This is a genomic window from Paenibacillus sp. Soil724D2, from assembly GCF_001427935.1.
Taxonomy (GTDB): Bacteria; Bacillota; Bacilli; order Paenibacillales; family NBRC-103111; genus Paenibacillus_E.
The window spans coordinates 35,421-59,268 of sequence record NZ_LMRY01000019.1; the positions used below are offsets into that span (position 1 = coordinate 35,421).

General features: G+C 43.6%; 23 protein-coding genes and 2 pseudogenes. 22 read left to right on the top strand and 3 right to left on the bottom strand.

What is annotated here, in order from left to right; all coding sequences use genetic code 11:
- The first annotated feature begins 370 nt into the window (after positions 1-370).
- From ASG85_RS17565 to ASG85_RS17640, 17 genes and pseudogenes are all read left to right on the top strand, one after another.
- Positions 371-550, top strand: a complete 180-nt coding sequence (locus ASG85_RS17565) for a hypothetical protein (protein WP_235550158.1) — start codon at positions 371-373, stop codon at positions 548-550.
- A 187-nt stretch (positions 551-737) separates the two neighbouring features.
- Positions 738-1,862, top strand: coding sequence for a peptide-methionine (S)-S-oxide reductase MsrA (msrA, locus tag ASG85_RS17570; RefSeq protein ID WP_060647331.1), 1,125 nt, complete (start codon positions 738-740; stop codon positions 1,860-1,862).
- Between the two features lie 75 nt (positions 1,863-1,937).
- The gene (locus ASG85_RS17575; protein ID WP_060647267.1) at positions 1,938-2,411 is read left to right on the top strand and encodes a DinB family protein; all 474 of its coding nucleotides are present in this window, start codon (positions 1,938-1,940) and stop codon (positions 2,409-2,411) included.
- Positions 2,412-2,502: 91 nt separating this feature from the next.
- Positions 2,503-3,132, top strand: a complete 630-nt coding sequence (locus ASG85_RS17580; protein ID WP_060647269.1) for a TVP38/TMEM64 family protein — start codon at positions 2,503-2,505, stop codon at positions 3,130-3,132.
- Between the two features lie 18 nt (positions 3,133-3,150).
- Positions 3,151-4,584, top strand: a complete 1,434-nt coding sequence (locus ASG85_RS17585) for a dihydrolipoyl dehydrogenase family protein (RefSeq protein WP_060647270.1) — start codon at positions 3,151-3,153, stop codon at positions 4,582-4,584.
- Positions 4,585-4,599: 15 nt separating this feature from the next.
- Positions 4,600-5,877, top strand: coding sequence for an ABC transporter substrate-binding protein (locus ASG85_RS17590; protein WP_060647272.1), 1,278 nt, complete (start codon positions 4,600-4,602; stop codon positions 5,875-5,877).
- The gene (locus tag ASG85_RS17595; protein ID WP_060647274.1) at positions 5,858-6,742 is read left to right on the top strand and encodes an ABC transporter permease; all 885 of its coding nucleotides are present in this window, start codon (positions 5,858-5,860) and stop codon (positions 6,740-6,742) included. The genes ASG85_RS17590 and ASG85_RS17595 overlap by 20 nt, the downstream gene beginning before the upstream one ends.
- The gene (locus tag ASG85_RS17600; protein WP_060647276.1) at positions 6,723-7,553 is read left to right on the top strand and encodes an ABC transporter permease; all 831 of its coding nucleotides are present in this window, start codon (positions 6,723-6,725) and stop codon (positions 7,551-7,553) included. The genes ASG85_RS17595 and ASG85_RS17600 overlap by 20 nt, the downstream gene beginning before the upstream one ends.
- The gene (locus ASG85_RS17605) at positions 7,534-8,595 is read left to right on the top strand and encodes an ABC transporter ATP-binding protein (protein WP_156396657.1); all 1,062 of its coding nucleotides are present in this window, start codon (positions 7,534-7,536) and stop codon (positions 8,593-8,595) included. The genes ASG85_RS17600 and ASG85_RS17605 overlap by 20 nt, the downstream gene beginning before the upstream one ends.
- Before the next feature lie 3 nt (positions 8,596-8,598).
- The gene (locus tag ASG85_RS17610; protein ID WP_060647280.1) at positions 8,599-9,195 is read left to right on the top strand and encodes a CDP-alcohol phosphatidyltransferase family protein; all 597 of its coding nucleotides are present in this window, start codon (positions 8,599-8,601) and stop codon (positions 9,193-9,195) included.
- Positions 9,196-9,782: 587 nt separating this feature from the next.
- A pseudogene (locus ASG85_RS39190) lies at positions 9,783-9,878 on the top strand (hypothetical protein); the annotation flags it as partial.
- A 114-nt stretch (positions 9,879-9,992) separates the two neighbouring features.
- On the top strand, positions 9,993-10,373 hold the full coding sequence (locus tag ASG85_RS17615) for a MerR family transcriptional regulator (protein WP_057302173.1): 381 nt from the start codon (positions 9,993-9,995) through the stop codon (positions 10,371-10,373).
- A gap of 98 nt (positions 10,374-10,471) precedes the next feature.
- Positions 10,472-11,344, top strand: coding sequence for an SDR family NAD(P)-dependent oxidoreductase (locus ASG85_RS17620; RefSeq protein ID WP_321166597.1), 873 nt, complete (start codon positions 10,472-10,474; stop codon positions 11,342-11,344).
- Positions 11,345-11,464: 120 nt separating this feature from the next.
- Positions 11,465-11,908: a cell wall hydrolase gene (locus tag ASG85_RS17625; protein WP_057302171.1), complete on the top strand. Its 444-nt coding sequence runs from the start codon at positions 11,465-11,467 to the stop codon at positions 11,906-11,908.
- Between the two features lie 320 nt (positions 11,909-12,228).
- Positions 12,229-13,824, top strand: a complete 1,596-nt coding sequence (locus ASG85_RS17630; protein WP_060647283.1) for a spore germination protein — start codon at positions 12,229-12,231, stop codon at positions 13,822-13,824.
- On the top strand, positions 13,821-14,993 hold the full coding sequence (locus ASG85_RS17635; protein ID WP_060647284.1) for a Ger(x)C family spore germination protein: 1,173 nt from the start codon (positions 13,821-13,823) through the stop codon (positions 14,991-14,993). The genes ASG85_RS17630 and ASG85_RS17635 overlap by 4 nt, the downstream gene beginning before the upstream one ends.
- On the top strand, positions 14,990-15,220 hold the full coding sequence (locus ASG85_RS17640; protein ID WP_057302168.1) for a hypothetical protein: 231 nt from the start codon (positions 14,990-14,992) through the stop codon (positions 15,218-15,220). Before ASG85_RS17635 ends, ASG85_RS17640 begins: the two co-directional genes overlap by 4 nt.
- Here the strand turns inward: ASG85_RS17640 and ASG85_RS17645 are convergent.
- The gene (locus ASG85_RS17645) at positions 15,209-16,312 is read right to left on the bottom strand and encodes a GerAB/ArcD/ProY family transporter (protein WP_235549171.1); all 1,104 of its coding nucleotides are present in this window, start codon (positions 16,310-16,312) and stop codon (positions 15,209-15,211) included. The genes ASG85_RS17640 and ASG85_RS17645 overlap by 12 nt on opposite strands.
- A 182-nt stretch (positions 16,313-16,494) precedes the next feature.
- Between ASG85_RS17645 and ASG85_RS17650 the strand changes: the two genes are divergently transcribed.
- The 4 genes from ASG85_RS17650 to ASG85_RS17665 all read left to right on the top strand — a co-directional run bounded on the left by ASG85_RS17650 (position 16,495) and on the right by ASG85_RS17665 (position 20,221).
- Entirely contained in the window at positions 16,495-17,079 is a 585-nt protein-coding gene (locus ASG85_RS17650) for a TetR/AcrR family transcriptional regulator (protein ID WP_057302166.1), read from the top strand.
- Positions 17,080-17,164: 85 nt separating this feature from the next.
- Entirely contained in the window at positions 17,165-17,935 is a 771-nt protein-coding gene (locus tag ASG85_RS17655; RefSeq protein WP_060647285.1) for an SDR family NAD(P)-dependent oxidoreductase, read from the top strand.
- Positions 17,936-18,517: 582 nt separating this feature from the next.
- A complete protein-coding gene (locus tag ASG85_RS17660; protein WP_060647286.1) occupies positions 18,518-19,693 on the top strand; it encodes an MFS transporter in 1,176 nt (391 codons plus the stop codon).
- Between the two features lie 54 nt (positions 19,694-19,747).
- Positions 19,748-20,221 carry a DinB family protein gene (locus ASG85_RS17665; protein ID WP_060647287.1) on the top strand — a complete coding sequence of 158 codons (474 nt, stop codon included), beginning with the start codon at positions 19,748-19,750 and terminating at the stop codon, positions 20,219-20,221.
- Positions 20,222-20,389: 168 nt separating this feature from the next.
- Here ASG85_RS17665 and ASG85_RS39910 read toward each other — a convergent pair.
- Positions 20,390-20,461 (bottom strand): annotated as a pseudogene (locus ASG85_RS39910) (hypothetical protein); the annotation flags it as partial.
- A gap of 139 nt (positions 20,462-20,600) precedes the next feature.
- A complete protein-coding gene (locus ASG85_RS17670; RefSeq protein ID WP_060647288.1) occupies positions 20,601-22,586 on the bottom strand; it encodes a hypothetical protein in 1,986 nt (661 codons plus the stop codon).
- A gap of 672 nt (positions 22,587-23,258) precedes the next feature.
- On the opposite strand from ASG85_RS17670, the gene ASG85_RS17680 reads away from it, so the two are divergent.
- On the top strand, positions 23,259-23,798 hold the full coding sequence (locus tag ASG85_RS17680) for an NAD(P)H-dependent oxidoreductase (protein ID WP_060647290.1): 540 nt from the start codon (positions 23,259-23,261) through the stop codon (positions 23,796-23,798).
- Positions 23,799-23,848: the final 50 nt, after the last annotated feature.

Genomic DNA, 23,848 nt, shown 5'->3' on the forward strand with positions numbered 1-23,848 from the left:
ACTCTCAAGGTGGACAGCGAAATACTTAAAGTTTTGATACATCATACAATTAAAAGGAAAGGAGCTGACGCGTCAGCTCCTTTCCTTTTAGTTGTACACCGTTTCTATTTGTGTTTCTTTTATAAGGCACCCATAGACCTCTTGTATGTATAGGTATCCGATTTTGAGATACTCGATATCATTATTTGGATTAGTCATATGAATTCAGAACAACGGAAGATGCCTAAAATTGAGTTGGAAAACCTTATTTTGAGAATAAAAACTTACATTTTGTCACTTATTGTGGCTGGAGAGTCTCTAAACCGTATCTTACATGAAATTGAAGAAAAAGGGAGGATCTACGTCTCAGGTTATTGGGAAACCATACGGTATGCACACGGCCGAATGGGGCAATCTCGGACCGGAACAGATGGAAATCGTCGCCGCTCTAAACGATCTAACCGATGTAGCCATCCAACGGAAAGAAAAGGACAGAGAAATCAATTCGCGGTGTTTTCAGTTCGTCATTCCATATAATTCGGGCGGGCATGACTTTTGGCATAGAGTGTGAGATTTATCATGCTTTGGCGACCATATGTTCTGCCTTTTTCTTTGTAAATACATGACCTTCAACAGATTTGCTTCCGTTCTTTTCTTGTTAAAATCCAAGTGTAAGAAAAATAAAGAAGGATAAGCGAAAAACAAACGCAGTAGAGGGGAGGAAAGATCCCCAATAGTACACGGAGGTGAAGGAGAAATTGAAATTAAAGAAAAGTAACTTAGTTGTGTTAACTAGTGTCCTATTAGTCTTTATTGTTTATTCCTTTTACATGTCGTTTCACAAAAAAGAAATAGCGAAGGCGCAAGAGCTTATAACTACAGTTAATGAAAATTCGAGCACGCCTTACGAAACCGCTATTTTTGCTGGTGGTTGTTTCTGGCATATGGAAGAGGCCTTTGAAAAGCTTGACGGTGTCTTGCGTGTTGAAAGTGGCTATACAGGAGGACATAAGGAAAATCCCACCTATGCAGAAGTGGGTTCTGAAACTACAGGACATCTCGAGTCAGTGGAAGTTCGTTATAACCCGAATCAGATTACGTATGACAACCTCCTTCAAGTTTTCTGGCGAAACGTTGATCCTACCGATGCAGACGGTCAATTCGTTGATCGTGGCAATGAATATCAATCCGCTGTATTTTACAATAGTAATGAACAGAAAGAGTTGGCTGAGGCATCCAGAGATGCATTAGCAGCATCAAAAAGGTTTGATAAACCGATTGTAACTAAGATTTCATCTGCATCAACGTTTTACAAAGCCGAAATGGAACATCAGGATTATTACAAAAAAAGCCCAATCAGCTACAAGGTAAGTGAACTTGGATCTGGTCGTGATAAATTTTTGGATAAAACTTGGGGCAAGGATCGGGAAGTGAAAATTACAGCAAAAACAGTTTTTAATTTTAATAAGGAGGAAAAGCTGAAAATGCTGACTAAGCGCCAATACGATGTAACTCAGAATGGTATTGATGAGCCGCCGTTTAATAACGAATATTGGGATAACAAAGAAGAAGGTATTTACGTAGATGTTGTCTCAGGCGAGCCTTTGTTCAGCTCGAAGGATAAATTTGATGCAGGCACGGGCTGGCCTAGTTTTACAAAACCTTTGGAGCCAAACAATATTATATTAAAAGAAAGCTCTGGTTTTCTTTCGTTGACTACCCAGGTCAGAAGCCGTAATGCGGACTCCTTTCTAGGCGATGTGTTCAAAGACGGACCCAAACCAACGGGATTGCGGTACTGTATGAACTCTGCGGCCTTACAATTTATACCGAAAAATGAACTTGAACAAAGAGGATATGGCGCTTATGCTGAGTTTGTTTAATAAACAGTAACTGCGGTATCATTTGAAATTTCATGGTTAAAATAAAAAAAATGTAAAATTAAGGAGATCAGAAAAATGAGAAGAGATTTTGTATTCCACCTTTATAATGTTGAGCACGATAACTTTCTTAACCTGCTTGCTAAATGTCCAGAGGACAAACGCATGGTCGTCCCTGAAGGGTTTAATACCAGTCTTTATTGGCATTTAGGGCACGTACTTCAGGTTACTGAATTCCATGTGTTTGTTCTTGGTGCACAACCAACGAGCCTTCCGCAAAAGTACCAAGATATTTTCTCTTATGGAACGAAAGCTACGGAATGGAAAGAAGAGCAAATGGCACAGCTGCCTGCATGGGATGAGATGATCGATCTATTGAAAGAACAACGTGAACATCTTTACAATACGTTCAAAGACAGACTGGAAGAGCCTGTACCAGAGAACTTCAAAAAAGCCGAAAATTTCGGAGAGCTGATGCTCACGACTGCGGCGCATTTATCCAATCATAATGGCGTTGTCGCCGCAATGCTGCAAATGCTGCAACAAAAATAATAAGTAAAACAAAAACAGCAGTCCAAATTCTATATTTGACTGCTGTTTTTGATAAATAAACAAAGTATAGAAGACACATGAGGAGATTAGAATGAAACCACGATCATGGCTATTATTGTTCATCGTAGTAATTGGGGGTTTATTGTGGCTCAACTATAAGGTTCTGCATCTTGGTCCAGATGACATAAGATCTTGGATTTTATCATTCGGCTGGGCTGCGCCAGTACTGTTCATCTTCATTTACGCGGTACGTCCTTTGATTTTGTTTCCCGCGTCCGTTCTTTCACTGACTGGCGGATTGGCTTTCGGTCCAATGTGGGGAACCGTGTATACGATCGTTGGCGCAACGATGGGGGCGGTGTTATCCTTTTGGTTAGCTCGATTCTTGGGTAATAAATTGGTTTCCACGAGGTCGAAGGAGAAATGGGGCAAACTTGAAAAGCAACTGCAGCAGAAGGGTTTTATCTATATTTTGCTTCTGCGACTGATTCCCCTATTTCCGTTTGATCTTATTAGTTACGGAGCTGGCGTGGCCAAGGTGAATTTTTCGGCATTTTTATTCGGTACGCTTCTGGGAATCATTCCAGGAACGTTTGCTTATAGTTTTCTGGGCTCGAGTTTTCTGCACGAAAAGAAATCATACATCGTCATTGCTGTGATTGTTTTCGTGCTTGTGACACTGATCCCGCTTGTTTTCAAGAAACGAGTGGTTAGCTCATAAGGAGGAGGAGCGCATATTTTGAAAAGCTATGATCTCATTGTCATCGGCGGTGGATCCGGTGGACTAACCGTTGCGGCAGGTGCAGTTGGCTTTGGGGTAAAGGTGGCTTTGATCGAAAAAGAGCCTGAGCCTGGAGGAGACTGTTTGCACACGGGCTGCGTGCCTTCCAAAGCGTTGATTACCGCGGCAAAGGAGCTATACACGGCCAAGAAAGCTGCAGACGCTTATGGATTGGAATTGCAGGGTAAAGCAGATTATCTTGAAGCTTACCAAAGAGTCCAAGCTGCTAAAGCAACCATTCAACATCATGATAGTTCAGACCGGTTCCGCAGCATGGGCGTGGATGTGTTTCAGGGACATGGTCAATTCCGGGATAAGCACCATATCGAAATCGATGGCGGCGAAGTGCTTTATGGCAAACGCATTGTCATTGCCACAGGTTCTAGAGCGGCCATTCCGCCTATTAATGGTTTGCAAGATGTAGATTTTCTGACCAATGAAAGTGTTTTTGATATGAAAGCTTTACCCGAAAGCCTTGTTGTTATTGGGGCAGGGCCGGTTGGATTGGAATTGTCTCAAGCTTTCGCCCGCCTAGGTGCCAAAGTAACCGTACTCGTGAGAGGATCGCAAATACTAAACAAAGAAGACGCGGATCTCGTTCCCTACGCACAAGCTGCGTTGGAAAAAGAAATGTCATTCCTGTTAAAAACGAGTGTGAACAAGGTTGAAGCAATACCTGATGGGAGAAAGCGGATATTTATAGAGCGTGACGGTGAAAAGCTTCAATTGGAGACAGATGCCATATTGATTGCGACCGGTCGAAAGCCGAACACCGATCGTCTTGGACTTTCACGTATCGGCATTCAAATGGACCATGATCATATCGCGGTAAAGAAAACATTGCAGACAAGTATTCCGCACATTTACGCCGTCGGAGATGTGATTAAGCCGTTTCCTTTCACGCATGCTGCAGGAATGGAGGGTAAGATCGTCGTAGGAAACGCGGTATTTGGTCTGAAACGAAAAGCAAGCTACGATAACGTTCCATGGGTTACCTATACGGATCCGGAAATCTTTCATTTAGGAATGACGGAGGATGAAGCTCGCAACCACGCTGGGGATGACATTCGGATTTACAAAGTGACCTTGGATCAGGTGGATCGATTTATAACAGATAGGAATACAGAAGGCATTGTTAAGGTGATTACGGATCGGAAAGGAAGGATCTTGGGCGCTCATGCTGCTGGGAATGGAGCGGGGGACTGGATGCAGCAAGCTGTTTTTGCGAAACGCTTCGGCCACAAGCTTCCCGATATTTCGCAAGTGGTGCATCCGTACCCTGCCCGCTCCGAAGCTTTATTGAAGACAGCTGATCAATATTGGCGCGATAAGTTATTTCAAGGTGGTATCGCAGGGCGATTGATTAAGGCCTATATAAAATGGTTTCGATAATACGGGGGGCTTCGTTTGAGAAATATACGTTACGTTCAAGTCATTCTCTTAGTATGCATCATAAGCTTGATCATAGCCGCCTGCTCGGGTAAAGATTCCACGGATAAAGGAAAGGCTGCTGGTGTTTCGCTTCTTTCAGGCAATTGGGATCAAGTGTTGGCCGAAGCCAAGGGACAAACCGTGAATTGGTATATGTGGGGTGGGAGCGATGCGATTAATGAATTTGTAGACCAGAAATACGGGACTTTATTGAAGGATCAGTATGGAATCACATTGCGCCGTGTGCCAATCAGCGATACCGCGGAAGCGGTTAATAAGGTACTAAACGAAAAGCAGGCTGGCAAAAACCAAGATGGCAGTGTGGATCTGATTTGGATAAATGGCGAAAACTTCGCCACCCTAAAGCAAGCAGAAGCCTTATTTGGCCCTTTTGCAACTAAGCTTCCGAATGCAAAGTACGTCGATTATAATAATCCTGCTGTCGTGAAGGACTTCGGTCTGGATACGGAAGGATACGAATCCGTCTGGGGCAGTGCGCAATTTCAATTCGTGTATGATGCCAAACGGATTAAACCAAGCGACCTGCCGCGAAACTATAAAGAATTGAAGTTATGGGTAGAGAAGCATCCCGGACGATTCACCTACAATGCACCCCCTGACTTTACTGGCACGCGCTTTGTGAAGCAATTGTTCTACGAATCAAGCGGAGGGTATCAAAACTGGTCAAAACCTTTCGTTCAGCAAGAGTTTGATACCGAAGCATCGAAAGTGTGGGATTACTTAAACGAGTTAAATCCGTCATTGTGGCGAAAAGGGGAAACATACCCCAAAACGATCGCTGAACTAATGACACTTTTCAATAACAACGAAGTGGACTTTGCCTTTACACAGGATGTCGGCGGTATCGCGACGGATATCGGCAAAGGGAAATTACCCAAGACCGCACGTCCATACGTCTTCGACACAGGCACAATCGGCGATTATCATTATGTCGCGATCCCCTACAATGCCGCACACAAAGCTGCTGCTATGGTCGTGGCCGATGTGATTCTTGAACCAAAAACGCAATTCGAAAAAGCGGACCCGGCAAGCGGCTGGGGAGACGGCATTGGGATTGATCCATCGAAATTGGAAGATGAACACAAAAAGCTTTATGGTGAGCTTAAAGCCAAAACCGGCGAAACAGCCATACCTGCAGATGTGCTATTGAAGCACAAGCTACCTGATCTGCAGGCTGCTTATACACCCGCATTGGAAGAGGGCTGGAAGAACCATGTTTTATTCCAAAAGTAAACCAGTAAGGCTGCTAATCTTAGGAGGCATGCTTTTTCCAGCCCTTTTATTTGTGGCGGGAACGTTCTTTGCCGGGCTGTTCATTAGTGGGGTCCAAAGCTTGGATTACTTCCCTCTAATCGGAAAAACAACGTTATCGCTAGATGTATACATTGAGCTATTTCATTCCACCATATTTTATCGTTCACTCTTTTTTTCATTGGGGATCTCCCTGGTTTCCACAGCTATTGCAGCTTTTATTGCCGTTTTACTAGCACTTTGGATCGGGCGGTATGTAAGACAAGGAGGGGGGCTTCATTTCTTGCTGCAGTTCAATCTGCCGGTCCCGCATGTTGTAGGCGCAATTGCCGTATTGATGCTCTTTGGGCAAAGTGGATTGATCTCCCGGTTGGCTTACTGGACAGGTATGATTCAGCAGCCTTCGCAGTTTCCGGTATTGGTTGCCGATCAGAATGGTATTGGAATCGTGCTTGAATATGTGTGGAAGGAAGTTCCGTTTATTGCGGTGTCCGTGCTTAGTATTCTAAAGTCCTGGGTCGTTCCCTATGAAAAGCAGCTGCAGCTGCTCGGAGCAAATGCATGGCAAAGATGGAGGCTCGTCACTTTTCCGTTCATGCTGCCTGCTTTGCTGGCCTCCTCGATTATCGTATTTGCCTATACATTCGGATCGTTTGAAGTTCCTTATGTCTTGGGTTCTGTGAGCAAGCCAACATTGCCGATCCTGGCCTATCAAGCTTATCTCAATCCTGATCTTAGGTATCGGCCTACGGCCATGGCAATCAATATGGTGATTACGATAATCAGTATGATTCTTATCATTTTATATATGAAATGGGGAGAAGGCTTTGCGGCGAAAAAGAATTAATCACGGTAACGGTTTCGCCGTCTTGCATGCCTTCCTGATCTTATTGTTTTTTCTCCCCTTTATACCTCTACTGGCTTGGTCATTCGCGCAGCAATGGAGATTTCCCGATCTGGTTCCAACTGCTTCGCTGCGTGCTTGGCATTATGTATGTTCAACGCACTCACAAGTGAGGGATGCGATGATCAATAGCTTGGGATTGGCTGCTGCTACAAGTTTGGTGTCTCAAGTAGTGGCGTATCCAGCAGCTCGAGCCCTGGGACTTTATGTGAAGAGATGGAACAAAACGATTCGGTTCTTGCTCATAGCTCCCATATTGATTCCCGGCATTTCCATTGCGATAGGCGTGCATGTCTTGTTTCTTCGTTTGGGATTGTCTGATCAGTGGCTTGGGGTGCTGCTGTCACACTTGATTCCGGCTATTCCGTATTCCATTTATTTGTTGTATGGATTTTATACCGGATACGACATCGGATATGAAAAGCAGGTTCGTTTACTTGGGGCGAGCAGACTGCAGACGTTCAGGCTGGTCGAGCTGCCGCTTCTGCGTTCGGTCTTGTCGCTTAGTATCTTATTTAGTTTTTTGATTTCCTGGAGCCAATATTTGTTTACAGTTTTCATTGGCGGCGGCCATCTGATTACACTTCCGATGCTGCTTTTCAGTACATTATCTAGTGGCGATTACTCGCTCATGGGCGCACTATGCATGATGTTTGTCCTTCCGGCGCTCATCATCGTCATTTTCAGTTCAATAGAAGTAAAGAAGGATCTCTACAAAGGAAAGGAGGCGAATCGTGTTGACCCGATGGTCTGAGCCATTTTTACAAGTAACTGATGTGACATACCAATACGATCATATGAAGTCCTTTTCCCTGGCCAAGCAGTCTTTTACCCTGGAGAAAGGCAAATTGCTTGTCATACTCGGTCCGTCAGGCAGCGGAAAATCAACGTTACTTCAGCTTATTGCAGGCTTATTAAGACCGAACCAGGGAACGATCATAATGGGGGGAAAACCGATTCACCAGCTTCCTCCTGAGAAAAGGAATCTGTCCATGATTTTTCAAAAACCTTATTTGCTTCCCTTTCTGACGGTCGGAGCGAATGTGGAGATCGGACTTAAGTTAAAAGGGGTGCCTTCCAGTGAACGAAGAGTTAAATCGGAAGAAATTTTGCATCAAGTTGGTTTGACGGGATTTTATCAGCGTCCGCTTTCTTCCCTTTCTGGCGGACAAGAACAGCGTGTGGCGTTAGCAAGATCGCTTGTCATTGAACCGCAGCTTATGCTGCTAGACGAACCTTTCAGTCAACTGGATCCATTACTTCGTAGGCAAATGGGGCATTGGCTTGGTGACATGAAGCGAAAATGGGAGATTCCGATGATTATGGTCACACATGACAGAGAAGAAGCTTTGACACTTGGCGACCAGTTTTTGATCCTCCGGGATGGTGTAGCACAGCAGTCGGGAACGCTTGAAAACATCTATTACGAGCCTGCCAATCGATGGATGGCAGACTTCATGGGAATCGACAATGTTGTAGATGGAATCAAGAGGGGGACTAGGGTGACAACCTTTCTAGGTGATTTGGAGGTCCATCCTCATTGCGTAAACGTGCCAGATGGTCCGGTTCATATTGTTCTTCGATCGGAATGGCTCCAAATGGACTCTGCATCATCTATAGAAGCTACGATAGAAAGCAGCGCATTTCGCGGAGAATATACAGAAGTGAGGGCGCATGTAAACGGGGAGTCAGTCGTGATCAAGCAGCTTGGCTTTTCAAATTATGAACGAGGAACTAAAACAGGAGTTCGCTTGACAACCTCAAATGTCTGGTGTCTTCCGAAGGAGGTAATGTAATAAGTGCTGGATTCTTATGCACGTGACATCGTCCAACCGGCAATTGAAAAGGGAGCAAAAATCCTGCGATCAGCTGGTTTATCAGCGAATTCGATCACTTGGATCGCGATGTTGATAGGCGTAGGAAGTGGGGTCGTGTTTTATCTTGGTTTTCCCATAGCAGCGGTTGTTATTCTTTGGATATCCGGCTATCTCGATTCGGTGGATGGTACGCTTGCCAGAATGACCAAACCATCAAAATGGGGAAATATCTTGGATATCACGTTTGATCGGGTAGTGGAAGGTGCTTTGATCATTGCGATTTTACTCGTCCATCCCGATGCTTATTTGCCGATTGTGCTCAATTTAGCAGCAATCCTTGTTAATATTACGGCGTTTCTAGTAACAGGCAATGTCATTACAAATTCAGGAGCAAAAGGATTTCACTATAACCCGGGTATCTTGGAGAGAACGGAAGCGTTTATCTTTTTTTCTTTGATGATACTGTTTCCAAACGCGATCTGGGAGCTGGCGTGGTTGTTTTTAGTGCTGCTCCTTTTCACAACAATAAGGCATCTTCGAGATGTGTATGTGTGGCTTCAAAAGAATAATGTTGACTAATAGAGACTGTCGATTGATTCATTATGTCTCTCAACAAAACTCCAAAATTCGATTTTAGAGTCAATCAGCTTTCGTTAGGGCAAATGGGCTACAGTGGTTACCAATGTTGTATTTCCTACAACAATTCACACAACAAAAGGTTGTTTTGTAAGTTGAAGTTGCAGTTTGTACAACATTTTGAGCCCATTTGTTGCGAAATGGCCTGTATTGGACCAAATTGTTGTACTTGATGCAACAACTAATGGAAAAGGCGAAATTAAGGTAGTAATTGTTGCACTTTTTACAACATCATTCAACCGCGAATATGAAGTTGAAGTTGCAGTTTGTACAACATTTTGAGCCCATTTGTTGCGAAATGGCCTGTATTGGACCAAATTGTTGTACTTGATGCAACAACTAATGGAAAAGGCGAGATTTAGGTAGCAATTGTTGCACTTTTTACAACATCATTCAACCGCGAACATGGATTCATTCATTTAGCAACCTCAATTGATCATAGTTTACGATTGATCTCGATCTAAGACACCTCAATGCAGAGCAAGATTAGTTGAATGAATCGACGGTCTCTAATATGTATTTTTCATTGTGGGACACTTGGAGCTGCCTATTTGGATCCAGAAACGCTTCGCCATGCTATTCGGGAAATTCGTGAGTTAACAAATGCACCATTCGGTGTGAATCTATTTGCTATTCGCACTCCGATGATAATTCGCTTGACATGGAGTAAGCTCCATACGCTAAGATGCGGATGCGGTTGAAAACGAAACAGCTACGCTGAATCAGAGAGGAGGTAAACGATGGAGCCTACATTTTCAATCGCAGAGATTTCCCAAAAGTCAGGTTTCAGTTACGATACGATAAGGTACTATGTGAAAATCGGACTCCTGCCGTCCGCGAAGCGTAAAGAAAACGGGCACAGGGAATATGGCAGAGCCCATCTCGAACGTTTAATCTTCATTTCGCATTTAAAACGAACCGGCATGCCGCTAAAGGAAATTGAACGTTACATGTCCTTGGCATCCACTCATAATTACGAGAACTGTTATAGCGTACTTTATGAGCATAAACTCCATATCGAGTCGCAGATGGCGGAAATGAAGACAACTTTGGAAGTTGTGAATTACAAGCTGCTCCATTTTAAGGATCTAATGAAGCAATCAGGCTTAGGAGGAGATTGAAGTTGAATACAGATTACAATTATAAGATAACCCCTCAGGAACCGATTCGATCGGGTTTCGGGCCCCAAACGACAGCAAGGGAAGCGCTGGACGGACGTTTGCTGAGCGGGAAAATCGCTATCGTAACAGGCGGGTATTCCGGCGTCGGACTTGAGACAACCCGCGCTCTGGCGGAAGCAGGTGCGACGGTAATTGTACCCGCTCGTACGCCGGAGAAAGCCCGCGCTTCAATTGCTGATATCCCGCGTGTGGAGCTGGAGGAACTGGATCTTATGGACCCCGCTTCGATCGATGCATTTGCGAAGAGGTTTCTGGACTCTGGACGGCCTCTGGATATGCTCATCAATAACGCCGGCATTATGGCTCCCCCGCTGATGCGCGACGCGCGCGGCTACGAATCTCAATTCGCCACCAACCATTTGGGTCACTTCCAGCTGACGGCATTGTTGTGGCCGGCCTTGAAGCAGGCGCGAAGCGCGCGTGTTGTCTCGGTCAGCTCAACCGGAATCCGTTTCGGGGGCGTTGATTTTGAAGATCCAAACTTCGAACGGCGGGAGTACGACAAGTGGAAGGCCTACGGCCAGTCCAAGACGGCTAACGCGTTGTTTGCCGTCGGGCTGGACAAACGTGGTCAAGCGCAAGGGATCCGCGCCTTCTCTGTCCATCCTGGCAGGATCATGACCGACTTAGGGCGTTATTTATCGCCTGAAGAAAGCGCAATAGGCGGGATATATAAGACCACAGAGCAGGGAGCGGCAACGAGTGTATGGTGCGCGACGAGTCCTCTGTTGGAGGGGAAAGGCGGCGTTTACTGTTTAGATGTCGACATCGCTGAGGTCATTCCTACATTTGATCTACAAGGATTGGGCCAAGTGCTGACGGGCGTGCTTCCCTGGGCGTTCGATGCCAACTTGGCGGAGCAGCTATGGAAGCTCAGCGAAGAGATGACTGGCGTGAAGCTCAAAAGCTAAACTGACTATAAGGATAGCTTTATGTATACTTGCGACAATTCACAACCAAATGCCAGAGTAACACATCCGCTTCACCTACAATATGATGTGTCTAGAAACACAATCTAAAGAGGTGAGCCAATGGCAGTCGTAAAAGCCAGAAAGCAGGATATTGATATGTTGGCAAGGTTGCTTCGAGCTGAAGCTGAGACCGAAGGCGAAATGGGTATGGTCCTTGTTGGAAATGTTGGCATTAACCGAATAAGAGCGAATTGCTCCGATTTTAAAGGAATCCGGACAATCCCCCAAATGATCAACCAGGCGCATGCGTTCGAAGCGTTGCAACATGGTTTGTACTATCAAAACGCAAGAGAGAGGGAACGCCGTCTGGCGCAGCGGGCTGTGAATGGGGAGCGGAATTGGCCAGCCAAATTCTCCCTATGGTATTTCCGTCCAGGAACGTTCGAAAATCCTGGACCATGTCCGCCAACTTGGTATAATCAGCCGCTTGTAGGACGATGGAAGAAGCACTGTTTTTATCAACCGACCGCGAAAGAATGTGAAAGTGTATATACTACGTTTTAAATTTATAAACGAAAAGAGCCCGGGATTTCTTATGTGACAAATTTCCATCATGAGAAGAGTTTGGGGCTTTTTTGTCAAAGTTGCAGGCTTACTTTCAATTACGGTTGGTACAGTCATTCAATAATATTCAATGGGCATGGCTTTGGCATTGAGCATGGGATTTATCATGCTTTACAGTCCAATGTTATGCCTTTTTATTGTACAGTTCATGATATTTCACAGATTTGGCTTACGTTTACGCGACATCGAACTAACTTTAGAATATTTTTGGCGTAATATGGAAAAATAGATGAATCAGTGTTTTCTTTGGGGGTCTTGTAGTGAAATGGTTTAGGAAATGGGTGCACATTAAACCTGAGTATCCAAATATACCGGAAAATTATCAAATTGATGAAGAAAACCCCAGTTTAACCTCAAATTTAGAACAAAATGAATTGATTTTTAAAAAAATATTCCAAGACAGCTCTGACATCATATACCGTAAGATTCAGATAGCTGGGCAAATTCAATGGCTTGTGATATATCTTACTAGTTTGGTTGAAGAGAAGTTGATTGACGAACATATATTGAAACCATTGATATCTAAATCAAGCAAACAAGATGATTTGATATATAACGAAGTAAAAGTTCTGGATGATCAAATGATTTCCATTGGAACGACGTGTGTTACTTCCAAATTAAATGAAATTGTGAGTCATATAGTAAATGGTCATGCTGCCGTTCTTGCGATAGGGGACAGCAATGCGATGATTGCTAAGGTTAATGGCACGTCGCAACGAAGTCTTGAAGAACCTTCATCTGAACCTGTCATTCGCGGCCCAAGGGATGGATTTATCGAGAACATTTCAACGAATATTGGTCTAATACGAAAAAGAATTAAATCATCTCGACTAAAAATGGAATCCATTACGCTCGGGGAGCTTACTCAAACCCAAGTAGTCATTACTTATATCGTGGGTATTGTTTCGGAGTCTGTTGTTGAGGAAGTTCGAAAAAGGTTAACTCGGATTCAAATTGACGGGATACTAGATTCAGGCTATATAGAGGAATTTATTGAGGATTCACCTTTCTCACCTTTTCCACTTGTACACAGTACAGAACGACCAGATGTTGTAGCTGCAGAGCTATTGGAAGGGAAAATAGCCATTCTTGTTGATACCACCCCATTTGTATTAATTGTTCCCATGACATTCTGGAATGGACTCCAGGCCAGCGAGGATTACTATGTTCGCTGGCCCATTGCAACTTTTGTGCGATGGATTCGATTCCTTTTCATCAGTATCGCCATATTTGCTCCTCCCCTATATGTTGCGATTACGACTTTCCACCAGGAAATGATTCCGACTAATCTCGTGCTGAGTATTGCCTCGTCTAGGGAGCCTGTTCCTTTCCCGGCTGTGGTCGAAGCCTTTTTAATGGAAGTTATATTTGAGGCATTGAGGGAAGCAGGGATTCGATTACCCAAACAAATAGGGCAAGCCATAAGCATTGTTGGGGCATTGGTCATCGGCCAAGCGGCAGTGCAGGCGGGAATTATATCCGCTCCGGTCGTCATTATCGTATCGATTACTGGGATTGCAGCGTTTACGATACCACGATATAGTTTTGCAAATGGAATCCGCGTTCTTCGCTTTCCGATGCTATTCTTGGCGGGTATGCTTGGACTTTATGGCATTGTACTTGGTTTTCTGGGCATCTTGTTACATGTCACGGCGCTTCGTTCGTTCGGGGTCCCTTATTTCACCCCGGTAGCCCCGATGACCATCACGGATTTGAAGGATGTCATCATCCGGGCACCTATATGGGCTAAAACTCGTCGTCCACAGGCAACAGGATCTAACAATTCGGTCCGAGAACCCGCAGGTCAAAAACCAAGTCCAGAATCTGCGAGGAAAGGGAAAGGAAATTCAGAATGAAACCATTCCTTTACATCGGTTTACTATTCACAATATTGGCCACAAGCGGTTGTTGGGATCGTACGGAGATTAATGATCTTGCGTTCATTGCGGGTACGGCATTTGACTTAACGGACGATGGGGAATATATATTATCGCATCAAATTGTCATCCCTTCCTCCGCTCAGGGGGGACCAGGGAGTGGAGGAAGCCAGAAAGAGAAGTTTTTTGTTATATCGGCTGTTGGAAAAAATATTAATGAAGCGTTCTATAGGCTTCAGAAAAAAAGTTCACGCAGGTTGTTTACCGCACATCGCGTCGCTATTTTTATAGGTGAATCGTTATCCAAACACGGGATTCAAGATATTCTCGATGTTTACACCCACGAATCGAAGCAACGATTAAAAACCTATATCATGGTTGTAAAGGGGGCAGAAGGGCGGAGACTTCTGAAAGTTAATTACCCTTTTGAACAAGCTCCCAGCGAAGCAATCAAGGAAATGGAAGCTTTACGAAGCGAGATGGCGGTTACTTTGCGAGACTTTTTTTTAGCGTCATCAAGTGATGGGATCAGTCCCGTTTTGGGAGTCATCATGCCTGATGGTTTATCAGCAGGAGTGAAAGAAAACCATATATTTAAGCTAGCCGGAACAGCCATTTTCAAGGATTTCAAGTTAGTCGGATATCTTAACGAGAATGAAACAAATGGATTTCTTTGGGTCACAGGTAGAATGAAGAATGGTAGAATCAACGTCAGATTACCAGAAGGTGACGGAACAGTGGGGGTGGTTCTGGACAAAGCAAACCGGAAAATGACCTCAGAGATAAGTGGTGATAAGATCAAATTCAAGATTCAGCTGGAAGGGGAAGGAGCTATCTGGGAAAATAATACCCCGTTGGATATCAGTTTGCCAGAGAATCTTAGACTTGTACAGAAAGCATTAGAGAAAATAGTCGAGAAACAAGTCCTGGATACATTATCCAAAGTCCAGAAGCAGTACAAAGTAGATAGTGTGGGTTTCGGCCAAGAAATTTACCGAAATAACCCGAAACAATGGAAAGCGTTGAAAGAACAATGGAGTCAAAAGTTTCCGGAGGTAGACGTTTCCGTTGCAGTTAAGTTAAATATAATAGGAAGCGGGATGGCAGGTCCTCCATTACATTTGAAGGAAAAGGAGATCATAAAATGATCGTCCAAATCGTGGGATATGTATGTTTATTGGTTGTATGGTCTTTTGTTAGAATCCGATCCATGCTGAGTATGCACAAAAGCAAGGAAGCAGCGGTATTCGGCGTTATAATTGGAGTATCATCCATTACCGGTTCCTTATTAATTGCCCGTGTTGACATACCGAGCATGGTTGTCCCTTTCAAAATTATTTTTGAACCCATTGGAAGAATGCTTTTAAAGCAGTGAATGGTCCACTTTTCTTTTTATAGTGTCTATCATGAGAAGTGACAACGGTATGAGACTTTGTGTGATAAAACCCAGGCTCGGGTAGATGAAAGCAAGATAAGCTTGAAGCTCCGCACCACTTTTGAAAATGGAAGCCGATCCAATAATAGATAAAAGTGTTAGCGGAGCTACGATATCACGATAATTTCGGATCCCGAAAAGCTGGCTTACAGAAAGACATAATATAAACAACGAGACCGATACCTTCACAAAATTCCCCAACACCCACGTAGCAACAGCGATGGCCTCCAGACGTTCAAATGAACCTTCAATACCTACATATTGCATGAGACTTAAAAATGAATAGGTCAATTTACCTGTTAATGTACCGAGGACCATAATTGTAAGCAATACAATGATCAATACTAAAATAGAAAGGCTGAAATACGCAATCAACGAGACCTTGCGCGCCTTTTCCGGCTGATTCAAAAAAGGAAGGAGCCATCCCAATATAAACACTTGATTCATGAATGCTCCTGCTGGAATGACAGCTCCTTGCAATACTGGTAGTATTCCTTCTCCTAAAAAAGGCTTTAGCCGGACGGGATCTGCTTCCACAAGCGCTAGAATCAAGATCGGAATCAAAGAAACAACCAAGATCAATGGTGAAAGAAACTCATTACATCTTCCAATGACCTCAATCCCAGCAATAACGGCTATGCCGCATAGGATTAATAATGACAGACTTCCTACTATGCTCGGACTTTTTGGTAATAGAAGCGTTTTAATAAAAAAGGTATGCTGTATGGTCATAACAGAAATAGAATTAAACCAAATATAAATATAAAAAGCCCCCAAACATTTGCCTAACCATTTCCCGACGATTTTTGAACTGTATTGTATAATCGTCAAACCCGGATAACGATTGGCGAGTGTAATCAGCGCCCACAGAGTTAATAAACCTGTTGTAGTAGAAGGAATCACGGATATCCAACCATTCTGCTTTGCAATCATCACCATCCATCCGGGAATGGTTAAGACGATGGTGGAACCGATAAAAGTAAATAGTAATAAGCCTAGCTGATTTCCCGTGATTTTTTCTGTTGTCTCCATCTTCACACACTCTCTCTCCTTGCCTCACCGAGGTTGTTCCAAGTATTGACTTATCGTTATCCGCTTATACGCTTAATGAGAGAGAATACAATACAAAAGAACATCCCCAATGAAGTATAAATTAATTCTTTACCGATCGTTCTCAATATGGTAAGATCTAATCGAAAGGAGGAGTCAATTGAATGGCCAGAACCAAGGAATTTGATGAGGATGCGGTGTTGATCAAAGCCATGAGGTTATTCTGGGAACAGGGCTATGAGAAGACATCCATGATGGACCTAGTCTCACATATGGGGGTTCACAAGAGAAGCATGTATGACTCTTTTGGCGATAAGCATTCCTTGTATATCAAGGCGTTAAAGCGATATAGTGAAATGATAGAACAATCGGTTAAACGCATTATAAATGGCACCATTTCTGCGGAGGAAGCTATTAGGCTGTTGTTAGAAACAACAATCAGAAGGGATGATGATGAGCTCCCTAAAGGCTGCCTGATGGTAAATACCGCGGTTGAGTTAGCCCCGCATGATTCTGAGTCCAGAGCTTGGGTCAACCAAAGCTTGACTGATTTTGAACAATTAATACGTGAGCTCATTGAGGCAGGTCAACAATCAGGCGAACTTGACAAAACGCTCAATGCGGAATGGCTGTCGTGTTATTTTAATAATGCATTTACTGGGCTGCGGGTTTTGGCGAAGACGACAGATGACAGAGAGAAATTAATGCAAATAGTTGAAACAACAATGTCAGTTTTAAAGAGAAAGTAAATTTTTTTATATATTTGAGAATGATTGTTCTCAATAAAGAGAAACGGAACAGCGAAAACTATAAATCACAGAGGAGCAATTGATTATGAGAAAACTAAATGGGAAAGTTGCATTAATTACTGGGGGTAGTAGCGGTATTGGCTTGGCAACCGCAAAACTATTTGTGGCAGAAGGCGCAAAGGTCGTTATTACCGGCCGTAATCAAGTCGCGTTAAACGCGGCAGTGGAGGAGCTTGGCACCACCAACGTTCTTGCCGTGCAGGCTGATGCCGCCGATCCACAAAGCGCGGATAAAGCTGTGGCCGCAGCGGTTGAAAAATTTGGCCGTCTGGATGTGGTATTCGCTAATGCAGGTATCGGCGGTAATACGCCATTAGGCGGCACAGAATTTTCCGTCTTTGAGGAGATACTTAAGATTAACGTTACTGGGACTTTTTTCACTGTTCAAGCTGCTTTGCCTCATCTGAAGGCTGGTGCTTCGGTGATTTTAAACGGCTCGGTGCTTGCAAAGGCAGGAAGCCCGGGATGGTCGGCCTATGCGGCCAGCAAAGGGGCTGTAACCAGTATGGCGAGAGTGCTGGTTTCCGAATTGTCGCCGCGTGGCATTCGCGTGAACACCATCGTCCCTGGAGCGACGCGGACGCCAATTTGGGGGCAGCCTGAGGGGTTAGCACAATTTGAATCCACACTCACGCGCGCGGTTCCGCTGAACCGTTTGGGTGAACCGGAGGAAATCGCAAATGTTGCCTTATTCCTGGCCTCAGATGACTCTTCTTTTGTACAGGGTGCTGAAATTAGTGTAGATGGTGGCGCTGGCTCATCCCCGTTTGGCGCTCCAATTTATCGTCAAAAATAAGGTGTTAAAAATATTTATTTGCTAGATATATTAAGGGCTTTTCGACATTAAGGGAGTGGTTTATTGTCACGTTTCAATGACACTAAACTATTCCTTTTTTTCGTTAGTGCCAATAATGTCACCACTTTCGATTTAAATAATATCGGTATGGTTGAACTTCGATGAACTGGCGTGGGGGAGATTCTGATCCGATAAGCTTGACACTTACCTACTAGTAAGTTATATTCAGTTATGGAAAATCGAAAAACACAAAGCAAGTATACATTACCATTTTGAAAAAAAGGAGGATTTAGGAGCTGCCCAAGAGGTAAGTCAGCTTGAATTAAAGGTTTTAATAAGTATTCTTACAGTAGGGTATAATGAAGATATGGTTCAAAAATCAGAAGATGTCGAAGCAGTAGCTTATACCATACTGTCATGTATAAAAGGTGCTTTACAATATAAACGTACATTGGGAATGGATGTATTATCCCAAGTTCTGAATCAGATAAATCGTCTTATTAAAAGTTAAAAGGGGTTTATCTATAATGAAAACTTACCTACTAGTAAGTCAAATATAAATGAGAGAAGGATATTACTAAAATGAAAAGAATGCTTTGGGTTGTTCTTATGATGTCCTGCGGAGCTACTTTTATTTCCTCATTATTCCCTTTATATGGGGAGCATTATCGGCTGAGCAGTTTGGAAATCACCATTTTGTTTGCCGTTTATGCCGCTATCCTGCTGCCCACCTTGCTTGTCGTGGGAGCCAGAGGGAGCGCCTGGGGGTTGAAAAGGGTTCTTCGCTTTAGTATATGGATTTCCATTGCATCGACGTTACTCTTTATAGGAAGTTTCAACGTATGGATGCTCTATGGGGCAAGGATCTTGGAAGGCATCGCCTATGGCGCTTTTACAGGTACTGCCAGCGCTTTTTTATTAAAACAAACCTCTCACGATAAAGTGAGTACGGCAATCAAGTTATCAGGAGTAACGGTAAACATTGGTTTTGGCCTTGGCCCAGCCATTTCAGGTTTAATCATTCAATATGTGCAATTTCAGCCTCTTCGTTTGCCGTATTGGTTTCTGCTCGTCATGTTATTTAGTTCCTTAATATTTCTGGAAATGTTACCTAAGCACGAAGATTCCAAAGCACAGAAACCGGCTAAAACAAAGATTTCACTCGGTGTTCCCGACAATATTCGTTCCCACTTCTGGTCTTTTATCGGGCTTCCGATATTTACTCTTTTCACCTTAGGTGGAGTTGTGTTTTCTCTTATTCCATCTTTCGTCAAGAATGTTATTCACACCACCAATCTCTCTATTTCCGGGTTGTTAATATTGGTGCTTCTAGGCGGGGGGGCCTTGACGCAGTTCTTTCCTTGGCCGCGTAATCCCGTTATACGGATGCGTATAGGAATCCTGTTTCTTGCCATTGGATCGTGGATTGTTGCTTTTTCTGGTCAGACAGCGAGTTTATTATTGCTTTGGACCGGCATCCTCATTCAAGCAATTGGCGCTGGATGGACGTTTCAAGTTTCTTTAAGATTTGCCAGCCAGTTGCCGAAGCCGGAAGAACGTCCGCGAGTCATTTCGGCATTTTATTTCTGCGCATACTCAGGATTCATTGTTCCCCCTGTTGGCGTCGGAGTGCTGACTAAATTTTTTAGTTTGAACTTCTCGTTGGTTCTTATAAACTTGTTTGCTGCGCTAATCGTTATCTATGTGTTGATTTATTCAGTCAAATTTAATCGTTTTTATTCTAAAGGTACACAATAAGGTTAATTATTTTGAGTGATTGTTCATAATATAAAATTTAAGGAGACAGAAAAAATGAGAAAAGATTTTGTATTTCACCTATATAATGTTGAACATGATAATTTTATGAACCTGCTTGCTAAATGTCCAGAGGACCAACGCATGGTTATCCCTCAAGGTTTTAACACCAGCCTTTATTGGCATTTAGGGCATGTACTTCGAATTACTGAGGTTCATGTGTTTGGTCTTTCGCAACAAACCATGTCACTACCACAAAACTATAAAGATCTATTCCATTATGGAACGAAAGTTACGGACTGGAAAGAAGAGCAGCTGGCTCAACTGCCTGCATGGGATACCATGACTGCTCAGTTGAAAGAACAACGTGAACATATTTACAATGCGTTGAAAGACAGACTGGAAGAGCCAGTACCAGAGAATTTTAAAAAAGCCGAAAATTTCGGAGAGCTGATTCTTACGACTGCTGCGCATTTATCCAATCATAATGGCGTTGTAGCTGCAATGCTGCAAGTGCTGAAACAAAAATAATTAACAAAACAAGATACTAATTTAGAAGAGGCTATTATGGCCTGTCGGCCATCACCATGAATGAAAATCTACTTGGCCTGTGAATCTGGATGTTCCATATTGGAACTTTAGGTCACAGGTCGAGACTTTTTGGGTACGTAAGTTAATTTACTGTCTTTAAATTTGGACCTAGCAGAAGAACCGCTCACTTACAAACCGCAGCGGAACCATGGTAACTCCATCTTTGAGCGTTATAGGAACATCTAGATTATTTCAATACCTAATTCAATCTAACCGGAGAATGGAAAGTTCACAAGGTTTACCTGCTAACTACATGTGGTCGAAATCGAAAAAAAGGCTGGTTCGTTTCATCAACGAGCAGCCTTTTTATATGGAGCGCTTAATTTCGCGGCGCGGTCACTTCCCAATCCCGCTGTAACAGGATGTGTTCCCCGGCCTTGAATTGAATAGAGAGGTGATTTATCCCCGGTTTCAACGTAACGTCAAGTCCGATATCGGATAAGCCGAATTGATAGCTCAAATTGTAGAGGTGCTTCATTTGTGCAAGTTGAACAGGGGATTGGTTGTCTGCAGCTTCACGGTTGTTGACAATGATTTGCAATTGCGGGTCAATTGCCTTTTCATCCTTGTACAAGTCCTCATAAAGCAGCCCTGTGAGATGAAGCTTCGCTGTGTTTGCCTTCTCCGGCAGGTCAAAGCCGGAAATCTCATACTCCTTGGTGCTGAGCGTTACATTTTTATCTCCATAGGAAACCTTATCATAGTAGGCTGTGGTCACGCCGAACAAAATCCTGAGATGGGTTAAGCTTAGAAGGGGAGCCCCTTGTTTCGAATGTGAATCCGTAACCGGTGCTTCCGTGAGCTTGACGACATTTGCCAGCTTGCCGTCCCAGAATGTCTTGGCTGCCGGCTCGCCAGCTTTCAGTTGTACCGCATAGCCGTCCGCGTTCTTGAAGGTCCACCAGCCCGCGGAGTCAGGCCCAGATATCTCATAGTGAAATAGATTGGCCAAAAACGCTGAACGGAAAGCAGGTTCTCCCTTCAGCATACCGCCGATCGTATCAGACCCATAAGTAAATACACCGGATTCGTTCTGATAAAATACCCCTTGATAGGAGGTTTTCGAACGGATTTGGACGTCATTTTCGCGGTTTTTCAGTACGACACGGTCTTGATATGGATTCATTTGAATCCATCCTTGGCCTACAAAGGAATTAATTTTGTACCAGCGTGTGCCGTCAGGTGCAGTCCAAGCGGCGAGAGGGGAGACAGATTGAGGCCCGATTTGGCCATTGTCCAGCGATATTCTCGTATTCGGGAATTGATATATAGCGGTCACATGCGCCTTGAGCTCGAGGGAAGCAGTATCGTCCACGGTATCTTCGGGTTCGGCATAGGTCGGGCTGAACCAACCTTCGGCTTGATTGTTTTTGACATGATACCAGTTCTCAACGCTCCACGGCGTATCCAGATTGGTCGTGGTCTCCATCACGTTCAGATCACCGGCAGGAATCGTTGCTGCAATCTCGGCATTCGCATCCGGATAACCGAATAAAGGACTTGGATGCTTTCGTTTGAGGTTTTGCTTATCGGGCACTATCAGCATGCCTGGTGCAAACGCCCATTTTAAGCCTTGTATCGTTTCAAATTGGTAGGAGCTCCCGAGCAAGGAACGGAATTTCGCTGTTTGATGAACAAAAAGTGAAGTCAGATACCCCTCATATTGATACGAGATGTAATTCATATGCGGCGTGCTATTGTAATAAATATTCGGATAGAAAACCTGCTGATCCAGCGGCTGCAGATTCCCGATCTCATCCAAATGCAAATGAACCCACTGATCCCCTAGCCACGTTGTGTGGATTTTGATCCACCGCTGCGGGTTATAATCCCCTTCGGCTTGGCGAAACCAGGTCTTCTCCGCATCGACGACGGTAACTTCCTGCGGCGTTAGCACCGCGGTTTGACCTCCGGCTTCCGATGGCCGCGCGTATAACGGCGTTTCGGACATTAAGCGCAGGGTCGGCGGCGGCGGGACTTCAATTTGCCATGGAGCGGTTTTGATCCAGCGGTCGCCGATGTCCGTATGTATTTTCCACCAATTTCCTGATGTCATCCAATTGGCCTCGGCTTCAACGACTTCAACCGTTTGCGGCGCGAATGTACCTTCTGGCTGATTACGCAGCGTATTCGGGATGACGTAGTAGGGCATGTTTTCAATAAACGTAAGCTGCTTCGGAATAAAAATTCCATCCACCGGCTCCGTAGGCGTATCCGCATATTCATAGGCGCTTCCTGTTGCGGTTAGCAAACCGAGCTGCATGCCGACTCCGAGCAGTACAAGGATTGAAGCTTTTTTCCACATAAGGTCTACTCCTTCGTTCCTTTATTTTCTATGTCTAGTATATTCTACTAAGAAATAGATCGGAAGTTGTGCTTTCGGCCTCAAATAAGGCTACATTCACCTGTTAGATTTCCTGCAATTTGGATTTAGGTATCTTGTTTTCAGATATAAATTATCATTATTCTGTATTATGCATGATATGTCGAATGTAGTAATATGAACGGGAATGATAGTAACAAAAGCAAAAATACATTAGAAATTAAATAGGGTACGACTCCGTCCGAAGGCGGTATTTTTTAAATATAAAACCTACCTATTAATCGATAAATAAAAGTAGGATGGAGGCAGGAGTTTACAATGTAAGGTGTACGTGATTAAAGGTGGAAGCAGCGGTATTCGATAGAAATTTCAATTTATTAGTAGGAGGAGGTGAAGTGGAGTTGTACGAGCTGTGAATGTATCATGTGAATCCTGGCAATGCGAGCAATTCAAGTTCGGTTCAAAGATCATGTTATCAACTTATTTATAAAGCATGGCATGAAAATGACGCATTTTTGGGAAGATATCGATGGACCATTAGTGAACAACAAGAAAGTATATTTATGAAAAACGTATCATTTTCATTAATAATAGAAATCGTACTAGAAACAGTCATAAATAAAAAACCTATAACTATAAAAAGGAGTAGCTAAAATGAAAACATTAGTAATCGTAACTCACCCGAACATGGAAGCATCCCGCGTGAATAAAGCATGGGTGGAGGAATTGCCAAAGCACGGTGATGTTACAATTCATGAATTATACAAGGTCTACCCTGATGAAAATATAGATGTTTCTAAAGAGCAGCAATTGGTAGAGGCACATGATCGGATTATTTTCCAATTTCCACTTTTTTGGTACAGCACGCCTGCATTACTAAAAAAATGGTTCGATACCGTATTACAATACGGTTGGGCTTATGGGCCTGAAGGAGCCAAAACAGCAGGTAAGGAAATTGGCGTAGCTGTCTCGACGTATGGTTCCGAAGAATCTTATCAACCAACTGGATCCAATCGTTTTACACTGCAAGAAATATTGCGTCCAATTGAAGCTATAGCTCATTTTATCAGTGCTTCTTATCTGCCTCACTTTACACTGAACGATATTTCTAACCTTAACGATCAACGATTGGCACAAAGCAAAGTCGATTACATTCAACATATTAAAAATGTAAAGCCAGTGGTTATTGGTTAATAATGACTTGATAATTGACGTTTTTATAGATACGAGTTGCCCCTGATTTC

Excerpts from the sequence above, each read along its gene's own strand:
- ASG85_RS17650 (WP_057302166.1), top strand. The coding sequence starts at position 16,495 with ATGGCCAGAACCAAGGAATTTGATGAGGATGCGGTGTTGATCAAAGCC.
- ASG85_RS17670 (WP_060647288.1), bottom strand. The coding sequence starts at position 22,586 with ATGTGGAAAAAAGCTTCAATCCTTGTACTGCTCGGAGTCGGCATGCAG.
- ASG85_RS17595 (WP_060647274.1), top strand. The coding sequence starts at position 5,858 with ATGTTTTATTCCAAAAGTAAACCAGTAAGGCTGCTAATCTTAGGAGGC.
- ASG85_RS17660 (WP_060647286.1), top strand. The coding sequence starts at position 18,518 with ATGAAAAGAATGCTTTGGGTTGTTCTTATGATGTCCTGCGGAGCTACT.
- ASG85_RS17635 (WP_060647284.1), top strand. The coding sequence starts at position 13,821 with ATGAAACCATTCCTTTACATCGGTTTACTATTCACAATATTGGCCACA.
- ASG85_RS17640 (WP_057302168.1), top strand. The coding sequence starts at position 14,990 with ATGATCGTCCAAATCGTGGGATATGTATGTTTATTGGTTGTATGGTCT.
- ASG85_RS17565 (WP_235550158.1), top strand. The coding sequence starts at position 371 with ATGCACACGGCCGAATGGGGCAATCTCGGACCGGAACAGATGGAAATC.
- ASG85_RS17625 (WP_057302171.1), top strand. The coding sequence starts at position 11,465 with ATGGCAGTCGTAAAAGCCAGAAAGCAGGATATTGATATGTTGGCAAGG.
- ASG85_RS17580 (WP_060647269.1), top strand. The coding sequence starts at position 2,503 with ATGAAACCACGATCATGGCTATTATTGTTCATCGTAGTAATTGGGGGT.
- ASG85_RS17615 (WP_057302173.1), top strand. The coding sequence starts at position 9,993 with ATGGAGCCTACATTTTCAATCGCAGAGATTTCCCAAAAGTCAGGTTTC.
- ASG85_RS17575 (WP_060647267.1), top strand. The coding sequence starts at position 1,938 with ATGAGAAGAGATTTTGTATTCCACCTTTATAATGTTGAGCACGATAAC.
- ASG85_RS17645 (WP_235549171.1), bottom strand. The coding sequence starts at position 16,312 with ATGGAGACAACAGAAAAAATCACGGGAAATCAGCTAGGCTTATTACTA.
- ASG85_RS17655 (WP_060647285.1), top strand. The coding sequence starts at position 17,165 with ATGAGAAAACTAAATGGGAAAGTTGCATTAATTACTGGGGGTAGTAGC.
- ASG85_RS17680 (WP_060647290.1), top strand. The coding sequence starts at position 23,259 with ATGAAAACATTAGTAATCGTAACTCACCCGAACATGGAAGCATCCCGC.
- ASG85_RS17665 (WP_060647287.1), top strand. The coding sequence starts at position 19,748 with ATGAGAAAAGATTTTGTATTTCACCTATATAATGTTGAACATGATAAT.